General features: G+C 47.4%; 15 protein-coding genes, 1 tRNA gene and 7 pseudogenes. 9 read left to right on the top strand and 14 right to left on the bottom strand.

Features of this window, described 5'->3' with window-relative positions:
* Positions 1-2: 2 nt before the first annotated feature.
* Together XZ46_RS17825 and XZ46_RS17820 are read right to left on the bottom strand one after the other, a co-directional pair.
* Positions 3-1,656 (bottom strand): annotated as a pseudogene (locus XZ46_RS17825) (IS1634-like element ISAtsp2 family transposase).
* 453 nt (positions 1,657-2,109) lie between these two features.
* A tRNA-Val gene (locus XZ46_RS17820) sits at positions 2,110-2,183 on the bottom strand.
* Positions 2,184-2,219: 36 nt separating this feature from the next.
* Between XZ46_RS17820 and XZ46_RS17815 the strand changes: the two genes are divergently transcribed.
* Together XZ46_RS17815 and XZ46_RS37615 are read left to right on the top strand one after the other, a co-directional pair.
* The gene (locus tag XZ46_RS17815; protein WP_006624503.1) at positions 2,220-2,948 is read left to right on the top strand and encodes a hypothetical protein; all 729 of its coding nucleotides are present in this window, start codon (positions 2,220-2,222) and stop codon (positions 2,946-2,948) included.
* Positions 2,949-3,316: 368 nt separating this feature from the next.
* Positions 3,317-3,445, top strand: a complete 129-nt coding sequence (locus tag XZ46_RS37615; protein ID WP_162097047.1) for a lysine N(6)-hydroxylase/L-ornithine N(5)-oxygenase family protein — start codon at positions 3,317-3,319, stop codon at positions 3,443-3,445.
* A 535-nt stretch (positions 3,446-3,980) separates the two neighbouring features.
* Here XZ46_RS37615 and XZ46_RS17810 read toward each other — a convergent pair.
* From XZ46_RS17810 to XZ46_RS17790, 5 genes and pseudogenes are all read right to left on the bottom strand, one after another.
* On the bottom strand, positions 3,981-5,630 hold the full coding sequence (locus XZ46_RS17810) for an IS1634-like element ISAtsp2 family transposase (protein ID WP_006668372.1): 1,650 nt from the start codon (positions 5,628-5,630) through the stop codon (positions 3,981-3,983).
* Between the two features lie 907 nt (positions 5,631-6,537).
* A complete protein-coding gene (locus XZ46_RS17805) occupies positions 6,538-7,413 on the bottom strand; it encodes an IS630 family transposase (protein WP_048895159.1) in 876 nt (291 codons plus the stop codon).
* 63 nt (positions 7,414-7,476) lie between these two features.
* Positions 7,477-8,004 (bottom strand): annotated as a pseudogene (gene lipB, locus XZ46_RS17800) (lipoyl(octanoyl) transferase LipB); the annotation flags it as partial.
* Between the two features lie 387 nt (positions 8,005-8,391).
* The gene (locus XZ46_RS17795; RefSeq protein WP_006670343.1) at positions 8,392-9,267 is read right to left on the bottom strand and encodes an IS630-like element ISAtsp1 family transposase; all 876 of its coding nucleotides are present in this window, start codon (positions 9,265-9,267) and stop codon (positions 8,392-8,394) included.
* A gap of 41 nt (positions 9,268-9,308) precedes the next feature.
* Positions 9,309-9,492 (bottom strand): annotated as a pseudogene (locus tag XZ46_RS17790) (efflux RND transporter permease subunit); the annotation flags it as partial.
* A 77-nt stretch (positions 9,493-9,569) separates the two neighbouring features.
* On the opposite strand from XZ46_RS17790, the pseudogene XZ46_RS32880 reads away from it, so the two are divergent.
* Positions 9,570-10,512, top strand: a pseudogene (locus XZ46_RS32880) (IS630-like element ISAtsp7 family transposase).
* A 150-nt stretch (positions 10,513-10,662) separates the two neighbouring features.
* A protein-coding gene (locus XZ46_RS32875; protein ID WP_157883449.1) for an IS630 family transposase occupies positions 10,663-11,539 on the top strand; the annotation gives its coding sequence in 2 pieces (ribosomal slippage) (positions 10,663-10,992 and positions 10,994-11,539; 876 coding nt in all).
* Positions 11,540-11,553: 14 nt separating this feature from the next.
* On the opposite strand, the pseudogene XZ46_RS17765 reads toward XZ46_RS32875, so the two are convergent.
* Positions 11,554-14,230, bottom strand: a pseudogene (locus XZ46_RS17765) (efflux RND transporter permease subunit); the annotation flags it as partial.
* Between the two features lie 71 nt (positions 14,231-14,301).
* Between XZ46_RS17765 and XZ46_RS32870 the strand changes: the two are divergent.
* Positions 14,302-15,244 (top strand): annotated as a pseudogene (locus XZ46_RS32870) (IS630-like element ISAtsp7 family transposase).
* A 28-nt stretch (positions 15,245-15,272) separates the two neighbouring features.
* Here the strand turns inward: XZ46_RS32870 and XZ46_RS30060 are convergent.
* Positions 15,273-15,916: pseudogene (locus tag XZ46_RS30060) on the bottom strand (IS630 family transposase); the annotation flags it as partial.
* A gap of 328 nt (positions 15,917-16,244) precedes the next feature.
* Between XZ46_RS30060 and XZ46_RS17740 the strand changes: the two are divergent.
* Together XZ46_RS17740 and XZ46_RS17735 are read left to right on the top strand one after the other, a co-directional pair.
* The gene (locus tag XZ46_RS17740; protein ID WP_006624507.1) at positions 16,245-16,649 is read left to right on the top strand and encodes a hypothetical protein; all 405 of its coding nucleotides are present in this window, start codon (positions 16,245-16,247) and stop codon (positions 16,647-16,649) included.
* Positions 16,650-16,653: 4 nt separating this feature from the next.
* The gene (locus tag XZ46_RS17735) at positions 16,654-17,919 is read left to right on the top strand and encodes a glutamate-5-semialdehyde dehydrogenase (RefSeq protein WP_006624508.1); all 1,266 of its coding nucleotides are present in this window, start codon (positions 16,654-16,656) and stop codon (positions 17,917-17,919) included.
* A 67-nt stretch (positions 17,920-17,986) separates the two neighbouring features.
* Here the strand turns inward: XZ46_RS17735 and XZ46_RS17730 are convergent, their stop codons facing one another.
* Complete coding sequence (locus tag XZ46_RS17730; protein ID WP_006624509.1) at positions 17,987-18,799, bottom strand: acyl-CoA desaturase; 813 nt, start codon at positions 18,797-18,799, stop codon at positions 17,987-17,989.
* A gap of 77 nt (positions 18,800-18,876) precedes the next feature.
* Here XZ46_RS17730 and XZ46_RS17725 point away from each other — a divergent pair, with 77 nt between their 5' ends.
* Entirely contained in the window at positions 18,877-20,118 is a 1,242-nt protein-coding gene (locus XZ46_RS17725) for a methionine gamma-lyase family protein (protein WP_006624510.1), read from the top strand.
* Between the two features lie 9 nt (positions 20,119-20,127).
* Here XZ46_RS17725 and XZ46_RS30055 read toward each other — a convergent pair whose 3' ends face one another.
* From XZ46_RS30055 to XZ46_RS38390, 3 genes are read right to left on the bottom strand one after another with little or no spacing between them, the layout of a single operon-like run.
* Positions 20,128-20,451, bottom strand: a complete 324-nt coding sequence (locus XZ46_RS30055) for a hypothetical protein (RefSeq protein WP_006670349.1) — start codon at positions 20,449-20,451, stop codon at positions 20,128-20,130.
* 25 nt (positions 20,452-20,476) lie between these two features.
* Positions 20,477-20,812: a transposase gene (locus XZ46_RS38090; RefSeq protein ID WP_338085930.1), complete on the bottom strand. Its 336-nt coding sequence runs from the start codon at positions 20,810-20,812 to the stop codon at positions 20,477-20,479.
* A 3-nt stretch (positions 20,813-20,815) separates the two neighbouring features.
* Entirely contained in the window at positions 20,816-21,190 is a 375-nt protein-coding gene (locus XZ46_RS38390; protein ID WP_228116370.1) for a hypothetical protein, read from the bottom strand.
* A 414-nt stretch (positions 21,191-21,604) separates the two neighbouring features.
* Here XZ46_RS38390 and XZ46_RS17715 point away from each other — a divergent pair, with 414 nt between their 5' ends.
* Entirely contained in the window at positions 21,605-21,913 is a 309-nt protein-coding gene (locus XZ46_RS17715; protein ID WP_006670351.1) for a DUF3067 family protein, read from the top strand.
* Here the strand turns inward: XZ46_RS17715 and XZ46_RS17710 are convergent.
* The gene (locus tag XZ46_RS17710) at positions 21,910-23,241 is read right to left on the bottom strand and encodes a hybrid sensor histidine kinase/response regulator (RefSeq protein WP_006624514.1); all 1,332 of its coding nucleotides are present in this window, start codon (positions 23,239-23,241) and stop codon (positions 21,910-21,912) included. The two genes, XZ46_RS17715 and XZ46_RS17710, sit on opposite strands and share 4 nt — an antisense overlap.
* Positions 23,242-23,272: the final 31 nt, after the last annotated feature.

Genomic DNA, 23,272 nt, shown 5'->3' with positions numbered 1-23,272 from the left:
AATTAACCGGATGCGTAGTAATAGCGCTCAACGGGTGGACCGAAGAGGTGAATAATCAATCGCCGTTCATCATTGAGATTGCTAATCTGCCTTTGCCCATCGAGATTAACCCAGTGGATTCCTTGAAACTTCTGCATAATCCAGCGAAAGGTCGGTTTAGCGGTGGGTTGTTGGCGTTGGTCGCGCACCGTTTGCTTCTGAGCATCTAGCGCCTGTCGCAGTTGGCGTTCGGCGAGGGTATACACCATAAGGGTTAGGGCCATGATGAGAGCTAAGGCCTCGACCCGCTGCGGCTTTTTGACAAAGACGCTACTGGCCAAGAAGAGGGGGTCTTTGAGGAAGCGAAAGCCTCTCTCGACGGTCTGTTGCCCTTTATATTCGCTCAAGCAGGTCTGAGCCGGCCAGAGGGATTGCTCCAGTTGATTGGTGGCTAGAATAAAGCGACTACGCTGACGGCTAAAGCGGTCTTCCGCCGTGGCGGTCTGCTGTAACGTGGCCTGGAGCCGATAGCCCTGAACTGGGGTGGGTTCGGCGGATTTGGCGGGACGACCGGGGGGTCGCTTGGCCCGCACCGTCTCCAGGGAGACCTGAGTGAGCTGATGCACCTCGAGTCCATCTTGAAACTGCATCAAGGCCTCGAGGGCATCGGGTTTGCAAGCAAAGACCCGCTGGGTCAGCTTTTTCAATTGGCGGTTGAGGCGGTGTTCGAGCTTCTCTAATTCGGGTTGCCAGAGGTCGGCATTGGCTTTGCGGGTTTGGCTTTCGACGAGGCGCCAGCGCTGGCGCACTCCGGCATAGGTCTGCTCAATCTCCCACATCCGGTAATCCTTGGAGTTGCAGGGGACTTCAGTCAGTCAGTCGGGTGACATCGCTGTGCACCAGCTCTTGAGCCGCTTTTAGGGTCAGCGGCACCCGTGATAGCCACCCCGTGGTCTCCATCTGCTGCAGATTGGCTGCTGTGTAAAAGGCGGCATCCATCACAACGATACCGTCGCTAGTCCATTGGTCACCAAACGCCTTGAGCACCTCTGCAAACTGCTGAGTGTCCTGTTCATTGCCACTGGCCAACTGCAACCATAGCGGCACGCCACCGTCGGCGGCACAGACTAGAGTCATCAAAAACTGTTTCAAATCTGGACGATGGTCTCGGGAATAGCCTCGACACAGCCGAATTGGGCTGGGTTCTGCTGATGTCTCACCGGGGGGAGCTGACTCAAGTCCTACCTCGGATTTCCCCTTCGAGCACCGCTGATACTTCCCTTCTACTGAGATCGAGGTGGCATCGAGATGACGCTGTTGAATATCAATTCCAAATCGTTCCACAGCCTGGAGCGCCACCTGGAGAAAAAATGATGTCGTCCCTTCTGCGTAGAGTTCATCCAACACTCGACCTAAGCGGTCGTCATTCAAGTGACGAGCCTCTACCCCTTCCCCGAGCAGATGAGACACCGCTTTACTCTCAAAAAACTCGCTGAATAAATACAACGGTGCACTGAGAAAGCCTAGGGCGTTCAAAATCATGGCTTTAACCACTTGTCCGGCACTCACATGCTCCAAGCTATGAGGTTCAATCCGCTTATCCGTCAACTCGACCAGGCCAAGTTCGTCAATCACTCCAGCCACTAAACCCAGATGGTCTAAATTTTTAATCTGCATCGCCAGAGCCTACCGCTCGAAGGAACCCTTTCTAGCCTAGACTAGCACCATATCTTTTATTCCCTGTCAACCTGCGGAATGTAGGCCCTACGGCTACCTACGGCTATCGTGTTGGCTTTGAAACATACCCTCCCCCCATAACCGGAATAAGCACTATTGGGGAAGTGACCGATGTGATAGCGGTCAAGGGTGAGGTACGAACCGATAGGCTTGCCATTGACGGGTATCACAAGGGAACTACCCTATCACTTGTCGGGTTTAGGGGGTGATATGGGTATTTGACAGATTGATTAAGTGGTGCTTGTTGACTGAGTAATCATCCTATTGACAGAATTATTTTCCTGTGCTAGGACTAGATTGTGAGTAATATCTGAGTAATTAGGTAGGACTATCGGGTTAAGTGAATCACGGTTATTGCAGTTATGATATGATAACGGTCAGTTAAGTTAATAGTGGACACAACTGGACTCGAACCAGCGACCCCCACGATGTCAACGTGGTACTCTAACCAACTGAGCTATGCGTCCGAACAGTTTATTACATTAACATAACTCACCCGAAAATTGCAACCCCCCAAACGGATCTATTTTTCCCCTCGCGATCGCTGTATGCTTAATGAAGTTGTATCAGCCGCCCATCAGGCGACGGGACACACAGTTCCAAGGGAGGAGATGATGGTTAAGAAAAGTCTAGCCGATATGGTCAAACAGGAAGCAGAAAAGGCGGGTAGTCCCCCCCCAGAATCTGCTGATACTGATCATCAAATTAATACAAGCACATCCCCAAGGGACAATACCTCCTCTAGCCGTCCAACCCCCACCCAAGCCGAATTAGAGGCGCAGATGGAGTTAGAAGCTCAAGTAGCCTGGCTTGAATCCCACTTACAGCAGTCCCAGGAAACTGAGCAGACTTTAAAAAAAGAGATTTCTGCCCTTCAATTAACTGTTAAAAACGCTCAAGCCAGCCATAGGCAATTAGCCACTACAATCAATAAACTACAACAAGAATTAGAGGAAAAAAATAAATTAATAGCCCAACTTAAACAGGAGACTGAAGCGGCGGCGGCCTTAAAGGAAAAGCTAGAACAGGCAGAATTAATAGCACTACATCTGTCGGAAACGAATACTAAACTTTTACAACATATCGAACAGTTAAAACTAGAATCATCTACGTCTAAACTAGCACAGAAACCCACGAAGCGATCCCCACCTCATTTAGTGCCTCGTCCCGAACATTCCCTCAGTCAACCGATGAACAATGAAGATTTTTCTCAAAGTACCTGGCTGTTATAATTTATCCATTAGTGCGAGACGTTCAGGTAGGAAATAAGGCTGAGATGCCTGAAATAACTACCTGGTGAAAACTTCAGCCCCCTGACTGAATACAAGAAGCTCGCTTCTGACCATCCCTATAACTGTTTATATGTCCCGACGTTTGGTATAGAAATATACATAACGTGCGAAACGTTTAGGAGTCAAATAGGGCTGCAATGGCTGAAATAACCTCCTAGTGGGACTTCCACCCCTTGGTGGAATATAAGGGATTCGCACCCCTGACCATCCCATAACTATCTATGTGTCTCAACATCTGGCTTCGACAACCAGATAAGGCAGAGAGACTCAAGGTCAAGACTGAGCGAAAAAAAGAGGGGAGTTGTGTTATGGTCGAAAGAGAAGTCACCTTCCCCAACTCCAATTCCAAACCGTGCTTGCGAGTTTCCCAGCACACGGCTCCTGATGTAGATACCCTATTGTCAGTAGGAACAGGGCTACAACCCCCCGCTTTGTAACCTCAACTTTGGGAGCTAAATACAACACGTAGTCTTTAAACTCGCTTTCGTCATCAAACTCTTACTTGTCGCGGTCTCTATATCCACACCGTGACTAGTGGGCATATCCTAGCCATTACAGTTAGGCATTGGCTTTCAGTCACATCCTTTCCCCTTAAAGGGTTAGGGGTCGAGAGTGAAGTCACCTTCACCCTCTCCCATTCAGAACCGTGCTTGATAGTTTCCCATCACACGGCTCCTGGTATGGATACCCTATTTGTCAAAGGAGCAGAATCAAGAGACCTGCTTTCTACTTCGATGTTCAGAGCTATATGCACCACGTAGTCTTTAAACTCGTCCTCGCCATTATACTCTTACTGACCGCAGTATCTATATCCCCACCGTGACCTGTGGGCATATCCCAACCATGACAATTGGGCTTTAGCTTCTGGTCACATCCTTCACCCTCTAAGCATGCGCTTACATTTTTCACTACTGCCTTGTGAATAGCATTACTCACTTGTTTATAGCCTACATTCCGCAGGTTGATAGGTAATTAACCGGATGCGTAGTAATAGCGCTCAACGGGTGGACCGAAGAGGTGAATAATCAATCGCCGTTCATCATTGAGATTGCTAATCTGCCTTTGCCCATCGAGATTAACCCAGTGGATTCCTTGAAACTTCTGCATAATCCAGCGAAAGGTCGGTTTAGCGGTGGGTTGTTGGCGTTGGTCGCGCACCGTTTGCTTCTGAGCATCTAGCGCCTGTCGCAGTTGGCGTTCGGCGAGGGTATACACCATAAGGGTTAGGGCCATGATGAGAGCTAAGGCCTCGACCCGCTGCGGCTTTTTGACAAAGACGCTACTGGCAAAGAAGAGGGGGTCTTGGAGGAAGCGAAAGCCTCTCTCGACGGTCTGTTGCCCTTTATATTCGCTCAAGCAGGTCTGAGCCGGCCAGAGGGATTGCTCCAGTTGATTGGTGGCTAGAATAAAGCGACTACGCTGACGGCTAAAGCGGTCTTCCGCCGTGGCGGTCTGCTGTAACGTGGCCTGGAGCCGATAGCCCTGAACTGGGGTGGGTTCGGCGGATTTGGCGGGACGACCGGGGGGTCGCTTGGCCCGCACCGTCTCCAGGGAGACCTGAGTGAGCTGATGCACCTCGAGTCCATCTTGAAACTGCATCAAGGCCTCGAGGGCATCGGGTTTGCAAGCAAAGACCCGCTGGGTCAGCTTTTTCAATTGGCGGTTGAGGCGGTGTTCGAGCTTCTCTAATTCGGGTTGCCAGAGGTCGGCATTGGCTTTGCGGGTTTGGCTTTCGACGAGGCGCCAGCGCTGGCGCACTCCGGCATAGGTCTGCTCAATCTCCCACATCCGGTAATCCTTGGAGTTGCAGGGGACTTCAGTCAGTCGGGTGACATCGCTGTGCACCAGCTCTTGAGCCGCTTTTAGGGTCAGCGGCACCCGTGATAGCCACCCCGTGGTCTCCATCTGCTGCAGATTGGCTGCTGTGTAAAAGGCGGCATCCATCACAACGATACCGTCGCTAGTCCATTGGTCACCAAACGCCTTGAGCACCTCTGCAAACTGCTGAGTGTCCTGTTCATTGCCACTGGCCAACTGCAACCATAGCGGCACGCCACCGTCGGCGGCACAGACTAGAGTCATCAAAAACTGTTTCAAATCTGGACGATGGTCTCGGGAATAGCCTCGACACAGCCGAATTGGGCTGGGTTCTGCTGATGTCTCACCGGGGGGAGCTGACTCAAGTCCTACCTCGGATTTCCCCTTCGAGCACCGCTGATACTTCCCTTCTACTGAGATCGAGGTGGCATCGAGATGACGCTGTTGAATATCAATTCCAAATCGTTCCACAGCCTGGAGCGCCACCTGGAGAAAAAATGATGTCGTCCCTTCTGCGTAGAGTTCATCCAACACTCGACCTAAGCGGTCGTCATTCAAGTGACGAGCCTCTACCCCTTCCCCGAGCAGATGAGACACCGCTTTACTCTCAAAAAACTCGCTGAATAAATACAACGGTGCACTGAGAAAGCCTAGGGCGTTCAAAATCATGGCTTTAACCACTTGTCCGGCACTCACATGCTCCAAGCTATGAGGTTCAATCCGCTTATCCGTCAACTCGACCAGGCCAAGTTCGTCAATCACTCCAGCCACTAAACCCAGATGGTCTAAATTTTTAATCTGCATCGCCAGAGCCTACCGCTCGAAGGAACCCTTTCTAGCCTAGACTAGCACCATATCTTTTATTCCCTGTCAACCTGCGGAATGTAGGTTATAGGCAGAGCATTAGAGGGGTTACAACGTTCCGATTATATGGGCATTCCATCGTTAGATTTGTCCTCTCCGCCGGGGTACTTTTAAAGGTCTGTGTAGGTAGTCGCACGAACCCCCTACTTTTCCCCTTGCCCTTTTGAGCGCAGCGTGTCAACCTATTTCGCTGCTAGTGTATTACGATGGTTCAAGTCGGACATTCGGTCTTGCTAATCATAGATGGTTGGCAGTGGTCGCGTCTTGGTAGTAGGTTCTGTTCTACCTCACGCCTTCCGTTCCCCGCTTCAATCCTGGAGTTATGATTTCCAAAACTGGGGGTGGCTATCGCCGTTACTCTCTACTCCCTGATTTCTCAGTTCGTTTATGACCTTGAGTTCCCTGCCTTGCTTAGTTCCCTAAGCGTCGGGACATATAACCAGTTATGAGGATGGTCAGGAGAGGTCTCCTTATATCCAGATTCGGAGCTGGAATCCTCACCGGGTAGTTATTTCGGGCATTTCAGCCCTATTTCATACCCGAACGTCTCGCACTATACGCTTACACTTTTCACTACTCCGCAGGTACATCCTGCCACTTGAGAGCCTAAAAGGGGTTTAAACGTTCCGTTTATACGGGCATTCCATCTTTAGACTTGTCCTATCCACCGGGGTACAGTTATGGTCGAAAGGGAAGTCACCTTCCCCAACTCCAATTCAAAACCGTGCATGCGAGTTTCCCAGCACACGGCTCCTGATGTGAACACCCTATTGTCAATAGGAACAGGCTACAACCCCTGCTTTGTGACTTCAACTTTGGGAGCTATATATAGCATTAGTCAAGGTAGTTAGGATGCAAATTCGAGAACGGAATCCATGGCATCATGGAGAGAATCAAACTGCTCAATACCGTGGCGAATACGGGCTTTCAGCCACGACCAACATTTCTCTATCTTGTTGAGGTCTGGCGAATAAGGCGGAAGATAGAGTAAACGGCATTGAGCTGCCTCCACCAGTTCAGCAATCCGCCCCCCTTTATGAAACGTTGCATTGTCTAGCACTAGAGTCTGACCTGGCTTCAGTGTTGGAATTAAGATGAACTCCAACCACAACTCAAACACTGTCCGATTACAACAACCCTCAAAGCTAAAGGGGGCTAAGAGTTGTTGATCACACCATGGGGCAATATAGCTCACCCTGCCCTGCCTCTTCCCTGATTTGAGGGCATGGAAGCGTTTTCCTTCCTCGCAGTAACCATAAGGATAATCCGAGTCTTGACTATTCATGCCAGCTTCATCGAGGTAGACCACTTCTTCCGGCTCCATCTGTTCAATCTGAGCCATAAACTCCTCTCGCTGTTGCTTCCAACGTTCTTGGTAGCCGTAAGTTTTTTTTCTGGTGAAGCCAATTTTCTTCAAGGCTCTGGATATGGTGCGAGGAGAGATGTCGTCATCCCAAAGTTCAGCCATTTGAGCGGAGGTTTTGTGGCCATGCTCTTGGGCAAAAGCCTTGAATTTCTGCCAGTCGGTAATTTTGTGGTTATTGCCAGGTCGGTGATGAGGTTTAGGGAGGAAGTCTCCGGTCTGTGCTTTTCTTTGCAGCCAGAGATTAATGGTGTTCCGGCTGACATGGAAAACTTGACTGGCTTCTGTTTTGGGCATACCGTCTAGTTCAATGGCATCAATAACTTTTTGTCTGAGGTCGTAACTATAGGGGGCTGGCATTTTTGGTCTTCTTAGTCATCTCGTCCTCTCCATTATACGTCCTAAGTGTTCTGTCTTGTGCTATAAGTCAGGACAAACATTCAAGGCGAACCCGTGCATAGTAATCCAGCGACTCACCTTAATGCCAATGGCTGCTACTTTAGTTTCCCCCACCCAAACCCCTGTCAAACCCTCAACGCGCTGGGCCTCAATTCCCCAAACCCTAATTGTCCGAATCAATACTTCTTCTAGTTGCCGCAAATACCAATGTAAGTCCATTTGATATCGTCGCAGGTTCAAAATCGGATATCCCACCAACTGACCGGGACAGTGATAGGTCACTTCCCCACCCCGTTCTACTCTGTACAGTTCATATTCAGACTCATGGGGGTCAAACTTGAGAAATTCAGAACTAGCCCCCTGTCCCAGGGTATAAACGGGCGGGTGTTCTAATAAAATCAAAATATCCTCTAAATTTGGACAATTAATGCGATCGGCCACTAAGTCTTGCTGCCATCTCCAAGCCTGTTGATAAGAAATTAGTCCCAAATTATAAAATTGGCAATAAACCTCATTAGTATCGACAATAGCAACAGGAGTGTCGTCGGGCATGGTAAAATATTCTTATATGAGCGAAACGTTCAGGAGAAGAAATAAGGCTGCAATGCCTGAAATCAACTCCTGGTGGGGTTCCAGCCCCGAGTCTGGATAAATGAAGGTGACATGAACACCCCATAACTGTTTGTATGTCCCGACGCTTGGACTCACCTCCAGGCAAGGAAGGGAATCTCAAGGTCAATATACGGACTGCTGCTGTTAAACGTAGAAGTAGTTATGGTCGAAAGGGAAGTCGCCTTCCCCAACTCCAATTCCAAACCGTGCTTGATACTTTCACATCACACGGCTCCTAATGTAGATACCCTATTGTCAGTAGGAACAGGGCTACAACCCCCTGCTTTATGACCTCAACTTTCGGAGCTATAGCATTAGTCAAGGTGGTTAGGACGCAGCTTTGAGAACGGAATCCATGGCATCATGGAGAGAATCAAACTGCTCAATGCAGTGGCGAATACGGGCTTTCAGCCACGACCAACATTTCTCTATCTTGTTGAGGTCTGGCGAATAAGGTGGTAGATAGAGTAAACGGCATTGAGCTGCCTCCACCAGTTCAGCAATCCGCCCCCCTTTATGAAACGTTGCATTGTCCAATACTAGAGTCTGACCTGGCTTCAATGTTGGAATTAAGATGAACTCCAACCACAACTCAAACACTGTCCGATTACAACAACCCTCAAAGCTAAAGGGAGCTAAGAGTTGTTGATGACACCATGCGGCTATCATACTTACCCTGCCCTGCCTCTTCCCTGATTTGAGTGCATGGAAGCGTTTTCCTTCCTCGCAGTAACCATAAGGGTAATCCGAGTCCTGACTATTCATGCCGGCTTCATCGAGGTAGACCACTTCTTCCGGCTCCATCTGTTCAATCTGAGCCATAAACTCCTCTCGCTGTTGCTTCCAACGTTCTTGGTAGCCGTAAGTTTTTTTTCTGGTGAAGCCAATTTTCTTCAAGGCTCTGGATATGGTGCGAGGAGAGATGTCGTCATCCCAAAGTTCAGCCATTTGAGCGGAGGTTTTGTGGCCATGCTCTTGGGCAAAAGCCTTGAATTTCTGCCAGTCGGTAATTTTGTGGTTATTGCCAGGTCGGTGATGAGGTTTAGGGAGGAAGTCTCCGGTCTGTGCTTTTCTTTGCAGCCAGAGATTAATGGTGTTCCTGCTGACATGGAAAACTTGACTGGCTTCTGTTTTGGGCATACCGTCTAGTTCAATGGCATCAATAACTTTTTGTCTGAGGTCGTAACTATAGGGGGCTGGCATTTTTGGTCTTCTTAGTCATCTCGTCCTCTCCATTATACGTCCTAAGTTTTCTGTCTTGTGCTATATAAGGCTGGAATGACTAACACTCTTTAAAGCCGTAGAGGTGAATAATCCTCCTAATACCACGATGGCGAGGGGTTGTAGAACTTCATTTCCGGCCCCCTGTGCGATCGCCAAGGGTAGCATTCCCAGAGCAGAAGTTAAAGCTGTCATCAGGATAGGATTTACAGCCTTTACACAAAACACAAAGTACAGTATAATGTATGGCTATTGTATAAGTTATCACAACCAACTACCATACCATGAGCCGTTACTCTTTAGATTTTCGGAAAAAGATAGTAGAAGCCTATGAAAAAGGAGACACTTCTATCCGAAAAGTAGCGAAACGCTTTTTGGTGAGTCCAGACACGGTAAGGCGACTGGTCAAACAGTATCGATTAACGGGAGACTTATCTCCTCGTAAGTGTGGCACTAAAAAGAAAAGCATTTGATCTAAGCATGAGGAAGCCGTGATAGATATTGTAGAAGCCCACCCCGACCTGACCTTATGGCAATATAGTGATAAGCTCAGAGACAAGCTGGGCATAAATGTCAGTACGACCATGATAGATAGATTTTTAAAGCAGCACGATATAAGTCTCAAAAAAAACATACAGGAGCGAAAAAGTAGTAACAGAAGAAGTACAGAAAGCGCGAGTAGATTATTGGTAAAGAATTAGAGATGTGGCTCCTGAAAAGCTTGTGTTTATTGATGAAAGTGGGTTATGGGTAGGGATGAGCAGACCGTTAGCCAGAGCGACGAAAGGGAAAAAAGTCTATGAACTGCGGAAATCCTATCGAGGTCAAAAAATGACAATAATTGGTGCAATTAAGCTCTCCGGAGTGGTGGCGACTCAAACATTATAAGGGTCAATGAAAAAAGAGGATTTTCTCCAATTCATCAAGTTAGATTTATTGCCAAAATTAAAAAAAGGAGATGTAGTGGTAATGGATAACTGAAATTCTCATCATCGAGAAGAAGTCAAAGAAATGATAGAGTCAGTAGGAGCCAGGGTAGAATATCTGCCGGTGTATTCCCCTGAGTTTAACCCGATAGAGATGATGTGGTCACAGCTCAAAAGTTGAGTGTGCAAGTTCAGGACGGAGACCATGGAATTATTAGTGAGATTGGTAGAAGTGGCGGTAAGCCTTGTGGATTTACAGTGTTTGAATAACTGGTTTACCAAGTGTTGTTACTGTGCTTAATGATTGAGATAAAGGCTGTAACCGCTCTAGGGACCCTTGAGTAATAACCTCTTTTAACAGCATCCCTTGAGCAAACTTATGGTTGTATAGCACCAGACAGGAAAGTTAGGACGTATAATGGAGAGGACGAGATGACTAAGAAGACCAAAAATGCCAGCCCCCTATAGTTACGACCTCAGACAAAAAGTTATTGATACAATTGAACTAGACGGTATGCCCAAAACAGAAGCCAGTCAAGTTTTCCATGTCAGCCGGAACACCATTAATCTCTGGCTGCAAAGAAAAGCACAGACCGGAGACTTCCTCCCTAAACCTAATCACCCACCTGGCAATAACCACAAAATTACCGACTGGCAGAAATTCCAGGCTTTTGCCCAAGAGCATGGCGATCAAACCTCCGCTCCAATGGCTGAACTTTGGGATGACGACATCTCTCCTCGCACCATATCCAGAGCCTTGAAGAAAATTGGCTTCACCAGAAAAAAAAACTTACGGCTACCAAGAACGTTGGAAGCAACAGCGAGAGGAGTTTATGGCTCAGATTGAACAGATGGAGCCGGAAGAAGTGGTCTACCTCGATGAAGCTGGCATGAATAGTCAAGACTCGGATTATCCTTATGGTTACTGCGAGGAAGGAAAACGCTTCCATGCCCTCAAATCAGGGAAGAGGCAGGGCAGGGTGAGCTATATTGCCCCATGGTGTGATCAACAACTCTTAGCCCCCTTTAGCTTTGAGGGTTGTTGTAATCGGACAGTGTTTGAGTTGTGGTTGGAGTTCATCTTAATTCCAACACTGAAGCCAGGTCAGACTCTAGTGCTAGACAATGCAACGTTTCATAAAGGGGGGCGGATTGCTGAACTGGTGGAGGCAGCTCAATGCCGTTTACTCTATCTTCCGCCTTATTCGCCAGACCTCAACAAGATAGAGAAATGTTGGTCGTGGCTGAAAGCCCGTATTCGCCACGGTATTGAGCAGTTTGATTCTCTCCATGATGCCATGGATTCCGTTCTCCAATCTACGTCCTAACCACCTTGACTAATGCTATAGTTATCCACCAACAGCAAACCATTGCGGACAGCCACCTCAAACAGGGTAATAAACCCGATCAGAGAAGCAATGGAGATTACCCCCCGTTAAGAGAATCGAGACAATACCACCCACCAAGGCCAGGGGAAGATTGAGCATAATCGCCACAGTCGCCGGGAGAGACTTAACCGAGAAGAACATCAAAATGGCAATCATAATCGCGGCCAGGATGCTATACCAGACCAGATTATTAGTGGCCTTTTGCTCCGCTTCAAACTGTCCACCATATTGGATAAAGTAGCCACCGGGTACTTGAACATTTTGGTCAATGGCGGCTTGAATATCCCCCACAACGCTGCCTAAGTCTCGTTGGGAAACATTGGCAGACACCACAATTAAACGAGATACATTTTCCCGATTGACCACATTAGCGCCCATACCATACTCCACCCTAGCCACAGCACTGAGGGGAATAATTTGTCCGGTGGGGGTAGAGAGGGGAATCGCCCCAATGGCATCTAAATTATTGCGTGAGGCGATCGGCAAACCGACGATAATATTAATCAGTTGTTGATTTTCCGGGACTTGGGACACCACTTGACCATTAAGCGCCGTTTCCACCACCTCAGAAATCGCCGCCATGGTTAAACCATAATCCGCCGCCGCCTCCCGGTCATAATGGATTTGAACTTGGCGGATAGGTAATTGAGGTTCTAATTGTAAGTCTACGACTCCCGCAATGGGTTTGATGGCATCGCGGACTTGTTCCCCGACTTGACGCAACTGGACTAAATCGGGGCCAAAAATTTTGACAGCGATCGCACTTCTGACCCCCGATAAAACTTCATCCATGCGGTGAGAAATAAAACCGCCAATATTGGGAGCAACCCCCGGCAATTGCAGAAACTTCTCCCGCAGTTGCTGAACAGCAGCCTCTCGGTCTTCCAGGGCAACATCACTCAACTCTACATCCACATGAGCCATGTTCACCCCCGCCCCATCAGCATCCCCCGGAGCGCGTCCAGCGCGGACTTGTACCCATTCATAAAGGGGATTATCTTGTAGGGATTGAGCCAGAGCCATTCCCGCCCGATTGGTCATCTCCAAAGAGACACCCGGAAATAAAACCATAGAGTTCACCATAGATTTGTCCTGAAATTCCGGGAGGAAAACCCGTCCCAAGGAAGGCACAACGGCTAGAGTAGCCACTAAGGAGGCTAAGGCTAATCCTAAAATCAGTTGGGGAGTCCTCAGAGACAAATTGAGCAGAGGGCGATACCAACTTTCGGCCAAGCGTGAAATAAAAGTGCCTTCCTGGGGGAGTCTATGATGAGCCAATAAAATGGCACAGAGGGCGGGAGAAAGGGTCATGGCGACCAAAGTAGAGGCCGCAATGGAGAGCAAATAAGCCCAACCCATGGGGGCGAAAATTCGCCCTTCTACCCCCGTTAAACTAAAAATGGGGGCAAAGACGACTATGATAATAACCGTGGAAAAAATGACGGCTAAACGGACCTGAACCGAAGTGTCATAAACCACTTGAAAGGGGGGTTTTGGGTTTTCTTGGGTTGGATTCCGCCGTAAACCACGATAGCAGTTTTCCATATCCACAATGGCATCATCGACCACGGAGCCGATCGCCACCACTAAACCCCCCAGGGTCATAGTATTGATGCCTAACCCCACGGCTTTCAAGAACATTAAGCCAATCAGCAACGAGAGGGGAATGGCACTCAAGGTAATGATAGCCGTGCGCCAGTTCATTAAAAAGAGCAACATAATCACCGAAACGATGATGATCCCTTGAATGAGGGAGCCGCTAACGTTGCGAATGGCAGAATCAATAAAGTTTGATTGGCGGAAAGTGCGTTGAACTTCCACATCAGGGGGAAAGGTAGACTGTAGGGAGTTCATCACCGCTTCCACGGCTTGGGTGACGGTGGGGGTGTCTATATCGGGTTGTTTGTTAATCATCAACACCACCGCCGCCTGTCCGTTAAAGCTGGCATCTCCCCGTTTAAGTGCCGCTCCCGTTTTGACTTCAGCCACATCTTGCAGCAAAATCGGTTCACCGTATTGAACTTTCACCACCGACTGCTGCAAGTCTTCTAGGGTGTTAACCTGTCCGATGCCTCGGATGAGTAACTCTTGACCTCCACCTACGAGAAAACCTCCGGGAGCGTTGGAATTGGCTCCCCTGGCTGCTGCCGCGACTTCATTGAGGGAGACTTGGCGCGATCGCAACAGTTGCGGATCGACCAAAATCTGTTCTTCCCGTTCATCCCCCCCATAAATAGTCACCTGAGACACACCAGGAACCGAGAGAATCTGATTTCTGAGGGTAACATCCACCAAACGGCGTAAATCCATCAGAGACGTTTCTCCCTGACCATTCACCGTAAAGGCATATTGCAGAATCGTTCCCAAAGGAGAGACTAAGGGGGAAATTTCCGGCGGATGAATCCCTTGGGGAAGTTGACTCATCACCTGTTGCAGTCGTTCCGTTACAGCCTGCCGCGCTTGGTAAATATCAGCCTCCTGGTCAAAGACAACATGAACCATAGAGAGTCCCACCTTGGAGGAAGAACGCACCAGGGTAACACTGGGTAAGCCATTAACCGCACTTTCAATAGGAACCGTAATCTGAGCCTCTACTTCCTCGGGAGCCAAACCAACCGCCTCAGTTTGGATACAGCCTTTACACAAAACACAAAGTACAGTATAATGTATGGCTATTGTATAAGTTATCACAACCAACTACCATGAGCCGTTACTCTTTAGATTTTCGGAAAAAGATAGTAGAAGCCTATGAAAAAGGAGACACTTCTATCCGAAAAGTAGCGAAACGCTTTTTGGTGAGTCCAGACACGGTAAGGCGACTGGTCAAACAGTATCGATTAACGGGAGACTTATCTCCTCGTAAGTGTGGCACTAAAAAGAAAAGCATTTGATCTAAGCATGAGGAAGCCGTGATAGATATTGTAGAAGCCCACCCCGACCTGACCTTATGGCAATATAGTGATAAGCTCAGAGACAAGCTGGGCATAAATGTCAGTACGACCATGATAGATAGATTTTTAAAGCAGCACGATATAAGTCTCAAAAAAAACATACAGGAGCGAAAAAGTAGTAACAGAAGAAGTACAGAAAGCGCGAGTAGATTATTGGTAAAGAATTAGAGATGTGGCTCCTGAAAAGCTTGTGTTTATTGATGAAAGTGGGTTATGGGTAGGGATGAGCAGACCGTTAGCCAGAGCGACGAAAGGGAAAAAAGTCTATGAACTGCGGAAATCCTATCGAGGTCAAAAAATGACAATAATTGGTGCAATTAAGCTCTCCGGAGTGGTGGCGACTCAAACATTATAAGGGTCAATGAAAAAAGAGGATTTTCTCCAATTCATCAAGTTAGATTTATTGCCAAAATTAAAAAAAGGAGATGTAGTGGTAATGGATAACTGAAATTCTCATCATCGAGAAGAAGTCAAAGAAATGATAGAGTCAGTAGGAGCCAGGGTAGAATATCTGCCGGTGTATTCCCCTGAGTTTAACCCGATAGAGATGATGTGGTCACAGCTCAAAAGTTGAGTGTGCAAGTTCAGGACGGAGACCATGGAATTATTAGTGAGATTGGTAGAAGTGGCGGTAAGCCTTGTGGATTTACAGTGTTTGAATAACTGGTTTACCAAGTGTTGTTACTGTGCTTAATGATTGAGATAAAGGCTGTATGCAACACCAATGTTGGAATTAAGATGAACTCCAACCACAACTCAAACACTGTCCGATTACAACAACCCTCAAAGGTAAAGGGGGCTAAGAGTTGTTGATGACACCATGCCGCCATATAGCTCACCCTGCCCGGCCTCTTCCCGGATTTGAGGGCATGGAAGCGTTGTCCTTCCTGGCAGTAACCATAAGGATAATCCGAGTCTTGACTATTGATGCCAGCTTCATCGAGGTAAACCAACCCTTCCGGCTCCATATGTTGAATCTGAGCAATAAACGCCTCTCGCTGTTGCTGATCACGTTCTTGGTAGCCGTAAGTTTTTTTCTGGTGAAGCCAATTTTCTTCAAGGTTCTGGATATGGTGCGAGGAGAGATGTCGTCATCCCAAAGTTGAGCCATTTGAGCGGAGGTTTGGTGGCTATGCTCTTGGGCAAAAGCCTTGAATTTGTGCCAGTCGGTAATTTGGTGGTTATGACCAGGTGGGCGATTAGGTTTAGGGAGGAAGTCTCCGGTGTGTTCTTTTCTTTGGAGCCAGAGATTGATAGTGTTCCGGCTGAGATGGAAAAATTGACTGGCTTTGGTTTTGGACATACCGTATAGTTCAATTGCATTGATAACTTTTTGTCTAAGGTCGTAACTGTAGGGGGCTGGCATGTTGGGTCTTCTGTAGATATCCTTGCCATTATACGTCCTAACTTTTCTGTCTTATGCTATATCAGATAGATTAATCTACCCGTTACAACCCTATAAGCCAATACCCCTAGATTAAACCCCTAGGGGTTATTTTATGGCTACAGATTGATGGATCCTACTACGGTTTTGAGTAACACCTAAGTAACGGTAGAATAGGGGTTATAGGCTATGTATCAGGTTCGAGCCCGCTTAGCTCCATTTCAGTTGTTAGATCTCTTGTTCCTGAACTATCATGGGAGCTACTATTTGCTTTTGTTTCTAACTCCATTAAATAAGACCACGCGAGCTTGTGTCATCTCCCAAACCTGAGAAAATCGACTTACATAGTGATTATCCCTGTCCCTGTCGTCGAAAGGGTAATCTGGTTCCGATTACCTTGACCGAGGCTTTCGGTTGCGATCGCTGTCAGCAGATTTTTGTAGTTGATGAGAGCGGTTATTCCCTAGAACAACTAGCCACCCACTACCCCTACAAACAGGCTTGGTGGTGGACTGGACAACAATGGTATCGCGCCACCCCAGGAATGCGATCGCACTATCTACCCTTAGCTTTGGGGATGCTTCTAGTCCCCCTGGTGATTTGGCTACCCCTAGCCATGTACTCTCCCGGGGGCAACATCTTGCTTTGGGCAATAGTTGCTGTTATGCTGGCGATGTTGCCAGCAATCATGGTTTGGCTTGCTTACAGGCGTTAGCTCGATGATCACTGATGATTTTTCTTCTACCCCAGATCCATTAAACCCTTCTCGTCGGGCATATTTTGCCAGTCTTGAATTGACACAGATATCAGGAGAAGATCGGGGTCAAGCAATAAACAGAATGGCTGATGGTCTCAAACAACGAAAAAATGACATTCTGGAAGCGAACACCCTTGACTTGGAAGCCAGCAGAGAAATGGGGGTTTCCGAAGTGATTGGAGATTGGTTAAAACTGACTCCAGTTCGCCTAGAAAACGCGATTAAGGTATTGGAAAGGTTAAGCACCATCTCCGATCCTATCGGTCGGGTGGTTAGCGCTCCTTACCAAATCAAACAGTATAAGGGCTATTATCAGTATATACCCCTGGGAGTCATTGCCCTCATTTACGAGGCTTTTCCTGAATTAGGGGCGATCGCCGCCGGTTTTGCTCTCAAAACTGCTAATAGTTTAATTCTCCAGGGAAGTAGTGAGGCTAACTCTTCCAATCAAATTATCGCCGAAACCCTACAATCAGCCCTAGAAGATGCGCGAATGCCGCCGGGATGTTTAGAATTTGTTCCCGCTGACCCTGATCATCCTATCCCCGATTTAGTCACCGAAGACAGATATATCAACCTGATTATACCATACGGGCGACCCCAATTAATCCAAGAAGTGATTAATAAAGCCACAGTTCCTATTCTGAAAACAGCCATGGGGAATTGTTATCTTTACTGGTCTGCTACCGCTAGTATGGATTTAGTCCGGTGGATGATTACGGATAGCCATAAAAGTGAACCCGACCCAGTAAATGCGATCGAAAAGGTCTTAATTGACCCTCATCAAAAAAACTCTTCCCTAGTGCGACTCTTAAATAGTTTGCAGGAAGAAGGTTTCCAATTACGAGGCGATCGCGATTTCATCCAAAACTTTCCCGAATTAACGGAAGCCGAACCCTCAGAATGGTATCATCCCTATTTGTCAAAAACCATAGCCTTCCGATTTGTGGAAAACCTCGAAAATGCGATCGGCATGATGAATCAGTGTAGCAGCAACCACGCCAATTGTATAGCGACCGAATCCTATAGCGAAAGTCGTATATTTGCCCAAAATTCCAATAGTGCGCTCACCTTCATGAACACATCCCCCCAATTTTCACGTCATCAAAACCGAGGGGATGCGTTGTTTTTAGGAGTGTCGAATCAGAAAGGATATCGACGGGGTTTAATTAGCCTAGAAAGCCTAATGACCCTGAAACATATTGTACAGGGTAATGGCAGAGTGTGAACTTAACCCGGCTGTCAGAGTCTAAGTTAGCTTCTGACCTACTCAGGAACAACTTTTGTCGCCGGGGCTAGTTTTCCACCAATTTAACTTTTTTAGCCAAACCCAAAAATTGTAGAAGTTGAATAGTCATCCAGGTTAAATCAATTTCCCACCATTTCAGGCCATGACGGGCGGAATATTGGAAAGCATGGTGATTATTGTGCCAGCCTTCCCCATAGGTGACAAGAGCAACCCACCAACAATTTTTCGAGTTATCATTAGATTGATATGTTTGATAGCCAAACTTGTGAGTAGCGCTATTGACAAACCAGGTACAATGAAAAACCACAACGATGCGGAAAAAGATGCCCCAGACGACCAACGGCCATCCTCCGAGAAGATATAAAACCACACCCAAGGCGACTTGGATGGGAATGAAATAATTTTGCAGGAACAGATAAACTGGGTCTTCGTTGATATCTTTGGTAAAGCGGGGAACATCAGCATCAGCAGGAATTTCCCGCAACATCCAACCCATGTGACTCCACCAAAAACCCTTGTTAGAGTCGTGGGGGTCAAGGGTTTGATCAGAGTACAGATGGTGCATACGGTGTAAACCGACCCACTGGATAGGTCCTCCTTGACAGGCTAAAGTGCCGCAAAAAGCCAAGAAATATTCTAGCCATTTGGGAGTTTCAAAACTGCGGTGGGTGATTAAGCGGTGAAACCCTAGGGTAATTCCTAAGCCACCAGTTACCCAGTGCAAAAATAAAGCCAGACCAACTGCAGCCCAGCTAAAATTACTTGGGACTAGCACAAAAAGTGCGCCAATGTGGAGGAATGCCATAAATACTATGGTCATCCAGTCGAGTTTGAGTTTGGTTTCAGTTGCAATCGTCATGAATATCAAATTTTTGAACAGACCGGACCTGTTGGCGGCATAATATGCAGCACCCCTAATTCAGCTTTAGTCAGGTAATGAGACACAGCATAGAGTCGCTACATGAAGCGCCACAGGCATTATCCCCAATTTTTTCGGGAATTGACGCTAAGGTCAAGCATCACCTCCGACGAGTGTTAGATGCTTTCCGTACTCACCGGGTAGGAACCCATCATTTTGCCGGAGTTTCCGGCTACGGACACGATGATCTCGGTCGTCAAACTTTCGATCGCGTGTTTGCGGATGTTATGGGCGCAGAGGCGGCGGCGGTAAGAGTCCAGTTTGTTTCTGGAACTCATGCGATCGCCTGTGCCCTTTTTGGGTGTCTGCGTCCAGGGGATGAGATGCTGGCCGTAGTTGGTTCTCCCTACGATACCCTCGAAGAGGTTATCGGTTTACGCGGAAAAGGTCAAGGTTCCTTAATAGAGTTTGGCATACTTTACCGACAATTAGATCTTTGTGCTGATGGAAGTTTGGATTGGTCGGCTTTATCAACAGCGATCGCACCCCATACTCGTTTGGTTTTGATTCAGCGGTCCTGTGGCTATTCCTGGCGCAATTCCCTTTCCATTGCTGATATTGAGAGGGTTGTGCAGATGGTGAAGGCACAAAATCCTGATACCATCTGTTTTGTGGACAACTGCTATGGCGAGTTTGTGGAAGACCTGGAACCGACGGCGGTGGGGGCTGATTTGATGGCAGGTTCCCTGATTAAAAATCCGGGGGGTACTATTGCCGCGGCGGGGGGTTATGTGGCTGGGCGTTCAGAATTGGTAGAAGCGGCCGCCTGTCGCCTCACCGCGCCCGGTATTGGTAGCAGTGGGGGGGCAACCTTTGAACAATACCGATTGCTGTTTCAGGGGCTATTTCTTGCGCCTCAGATGGTGGCGGAAGCGGTTAAGGGAGGACATTTGATTGCTTATGTGTTTGACCAGTTTGGTTATCGGGTTAATCCTGCGCCTCTGATACCTCGGCGCGATATTATTCAGGCGATCGAGTTGGGTTCACCCGATAAGTTGGTGGCTTTTTGTCGCATTTGGCAGAAGTTTTCCCCTATTGGGTCCTATCTTGACCCGGTTCCTGGGGAAATGCCTGGATATGAGAGTGAGTTGGTTATGGCGGGGGGGACTTTTATTGATGGTAGTACCTCTGAGTTTTCCGCTGATGGTCCTTTGCGAGAACCCTATATTGTTTTCTGTCAGGGGGGGACTCATTGGACTCATCTGGCGATCGCTTTGGAGGCTGCTATAGAGGCGATCGCTTCCCTAAATGATGCTTAATCCGTCAATTTAGCTACTGACTTGGCCGGCGGCCAAGACAATCGCTGCCCTCCGGTAATAGCTGGGGAACTTGTAAAAGGTCTGGTCAAATTGCCGGTATTTGGGGTTGGGGTTCTTGGCGGTTTGGTGAATCAGTTTCTCAACGACTAGAACCCGTTTTTGACTCGATAACCCTCCGAGAGACGGCCAATGAGTTAAGATAATTCCTATCAAATGCCGACAGACACGACGGGAGACCTCAACCGTTTGGCTCAACAGCACTCGCGCTGCTGCTGTCGGGTTAAGATTCCATCGGTCTGTACGGACGATTGATGTGGATTTGTTGGTTGCCATAACGCGCTTGTTACCCCAAGGCTTGTCAGATCGGCAGCTCCTTGACCCCCACCTGCCGTTCGGCGAGGTGGGGGAATGCGTCGCTATTTTTGTTCAAATCTTCATAGGCGACCAAATCGTTAGATTGGATAACGGAATACGCCAATCTCTTGCAATATTCTTTTCGCTGCCTACTTACTCTTAAATGCTTACGAGCATATCTATTTCTAGCTTGGTGATAGTTGTTTGATTGCTTTTTTTGGGCTGTTTTTTTAGCTGGACTGTACTTTTTAGACTTCTTTCGATTGGCTCTCTTTAACTGCTTTTCAGCTTGGCGGTAGAACTTGGGAGATGGTTCAACATTGCCTTTATTGTCAGCAATAAATTATCTAATTCCTAAGTCTAAACTTACTATTTTATGAGTGGGTTCAGTCTCTATCCTGACATTGACAGCGATCGCAAATTGAGCATAGTATCCGTCAGCCCGGCGGACTAATCGGACTCGTTTAATTTGCTTGATATCGTAGTAGTTGAGGTCCCAGGTTCCCTTGAATTTCAGAGTTCCGATACCTTTTTTGTCAGAAAAGGTAATAGCTTTTCTGGTTTCCGAAAGTTTCCATCCGCTAGTTTTATATTCAACTGAGCGAGCATTTTTCTTGAACTTAGGAAATCCCTTTTTCCCCTTAACTTTTTTCTGACAGTTATCGTAGAAGCGAGAAATAGCCAACCAAGCGCGTTCAGCCGCTGATTGTGTAGCCATCGAGTTCAATTCATTAGCCCAAGGAAACTCAGCCGCTAAGACAGCACAATATTTATTAAGGTCATATTTTCCCACCCTCTTATTGTCCATCCAATAGCGCAAACATTTGTTTTGGATGAACTGAGATGTGCGAATAGCCTCATCTATAGCTTGGTACTGAGATGGTTTGGCTTTTATTTTGAACTTGTATACAATTATTGCCCAACTTAACAAGGTTATGCTATTATGGCATATCAATGAAAAGATAGCAATAGTAGGTAAGCGAATTTATTCGCCTTTGCCGCTACATCCGCCCTTTAAATAGAGTCGGCCAAAGCGGCTATCGAGTATTTCCAGATCATGCAACTTTTCACATTCCCACGACAAACGGCGCGAGGATTCTCAGTTCTTTCTCAGTCCATGCAAGAGGTGCTTATGACGGGCCAGGACTTACGACAACTTCTGTTAAACAAGTGGGGAGTCTCCTATGATATCCAACTGCGGCGGACGCGGGGCAAAATTTTTGTCCAAGTTATGTGGAAGTACCTAGAACAGGCTTCTTTTCATTTGGGTGAGGCTGAGTATCTCGATCACCTCAATGCGATCGCTGATTATCTCACCAGTTTGGGAGGAGCAGAACAGGTTACCAATTATATCCTGAACACTCGCGATCGCCCCCGGCTAGGAAAAGCCGTCAGTATTCCCATTGACTTGGGGGGTAGGGCTTCCGAATGGATGGTCTAATCCGAGTCCTCCGTTACCAGTGGAATAGTAATCGTGAACCTAGCCCCTGAGTCGATTTGGGAGGTACAGGTTAACTTACCTCGGTGTTTTTCTTCGATAATATGGCGAGAGATAGCTAACCCAATACCTGTACCCTTACCAATAGATTTAGTCGTAAATAGATAATCAAAAATTTTCTCTTGCACTTGTGCAGTCATACCAATTCCATTATCTTCAATCCTAATCACTGCTGATGTGCCATCTTCTCCCAGCTCAGTGGTAATTTTGATCCAGTGGGGGTCTTTCTCTAAGTCCTCATAGCTGGAACCCTCACTAGCATACTCGATCGCATCAATACCATTAGTGATCAAATTCATGAATACCTGATTCATCTGGCTGGGGTAGCATCTAATCGGCGGAAGGTACCCATATTCTTTAATCACCATGATCGCAGGTCGATCGGGATTCGCTTTTAATCGATGCTGTAAAATTAGCAAAGTGCTTTCAATACCTTGATGCAAGTCGAACAATACCACATTATTCTCATCGGAGCGTGAGAAAGTCCTCAGACTTTGGCTAATATTGCGGATGCGTTCTGTCCCCACTCGCATGGAAGCAATCAGTTGAGGTAGATCCTCCATCAGATATTCAAGATCGATATCCTCCGCGTGATGTTCAAGATCCGGCGGTGGGTCCGGGAACATCTGCTGGTACATTTGCAGGTGTTTCAGCAAGTCGAACACATAAATACTCGCATGACTCAAATTCGCTTCGATAAAACCAATCGGATTATTGATTTCATGGGCTACCCCAGCCACCAGTTGACCCAAGGTAGACATTTTTTCACTCTGAACCAGTTGTAGTTGAAATTTTCGCAGGTTATCTAGGGCCTGGGTTAGTTCGTGGGTGCGTTCCGCTACTCTCTGTTCTAGTTGGAAGTTGCGATCGGCTAGTTGTTGGGTTAGGTAACGGATCTTTAAATGTACATTAACACGGGCCAGCACTTCTTCTGGCTGAAACGGTTTCGTAATATAGTCTACTGCTCCTAGGGATAAGCCTTTCACCTTATCGGCCGTATCGTCTAGGGCTGTCATCAGAATTACTGGGATATTACAGGTTGAAGGGTTCTGTTTCAGACGGCGACAGGTTTCAAAGCCGTCCATCTTAGGCATGACGATATCCAGCAGAATCAGATCCGGTTGGATCGCTTCCGCTTGGGCGATCGCTTCAATGCCATTGGTGGCGATCGCTATTTTACAACCCACATTGGCGATCGTATCCGCAATCAAACTCAGATTTGAGCGGTTATCCTCGACAATTAAAATTGTGTCATCGGTCGAATCAGTCATGGGATGGGGGGGTGAGGGTAGTTGGCCAGAT

This window comes from Limnospira indica PCC 8005, from assembly GCF_000973065.1.
Lineage (GTDB): Bacteria > Cyanobacteriota > Cyanobacteriia > Cyanobacteriales > Microcoleaceae > Limnospira > Limnospira fusiformis.
The sequence above is the reverse complement of the archived record's forward strand: the minus strand, read 5'-3'. Positions and strand labels throughout refer to the sequence as shown.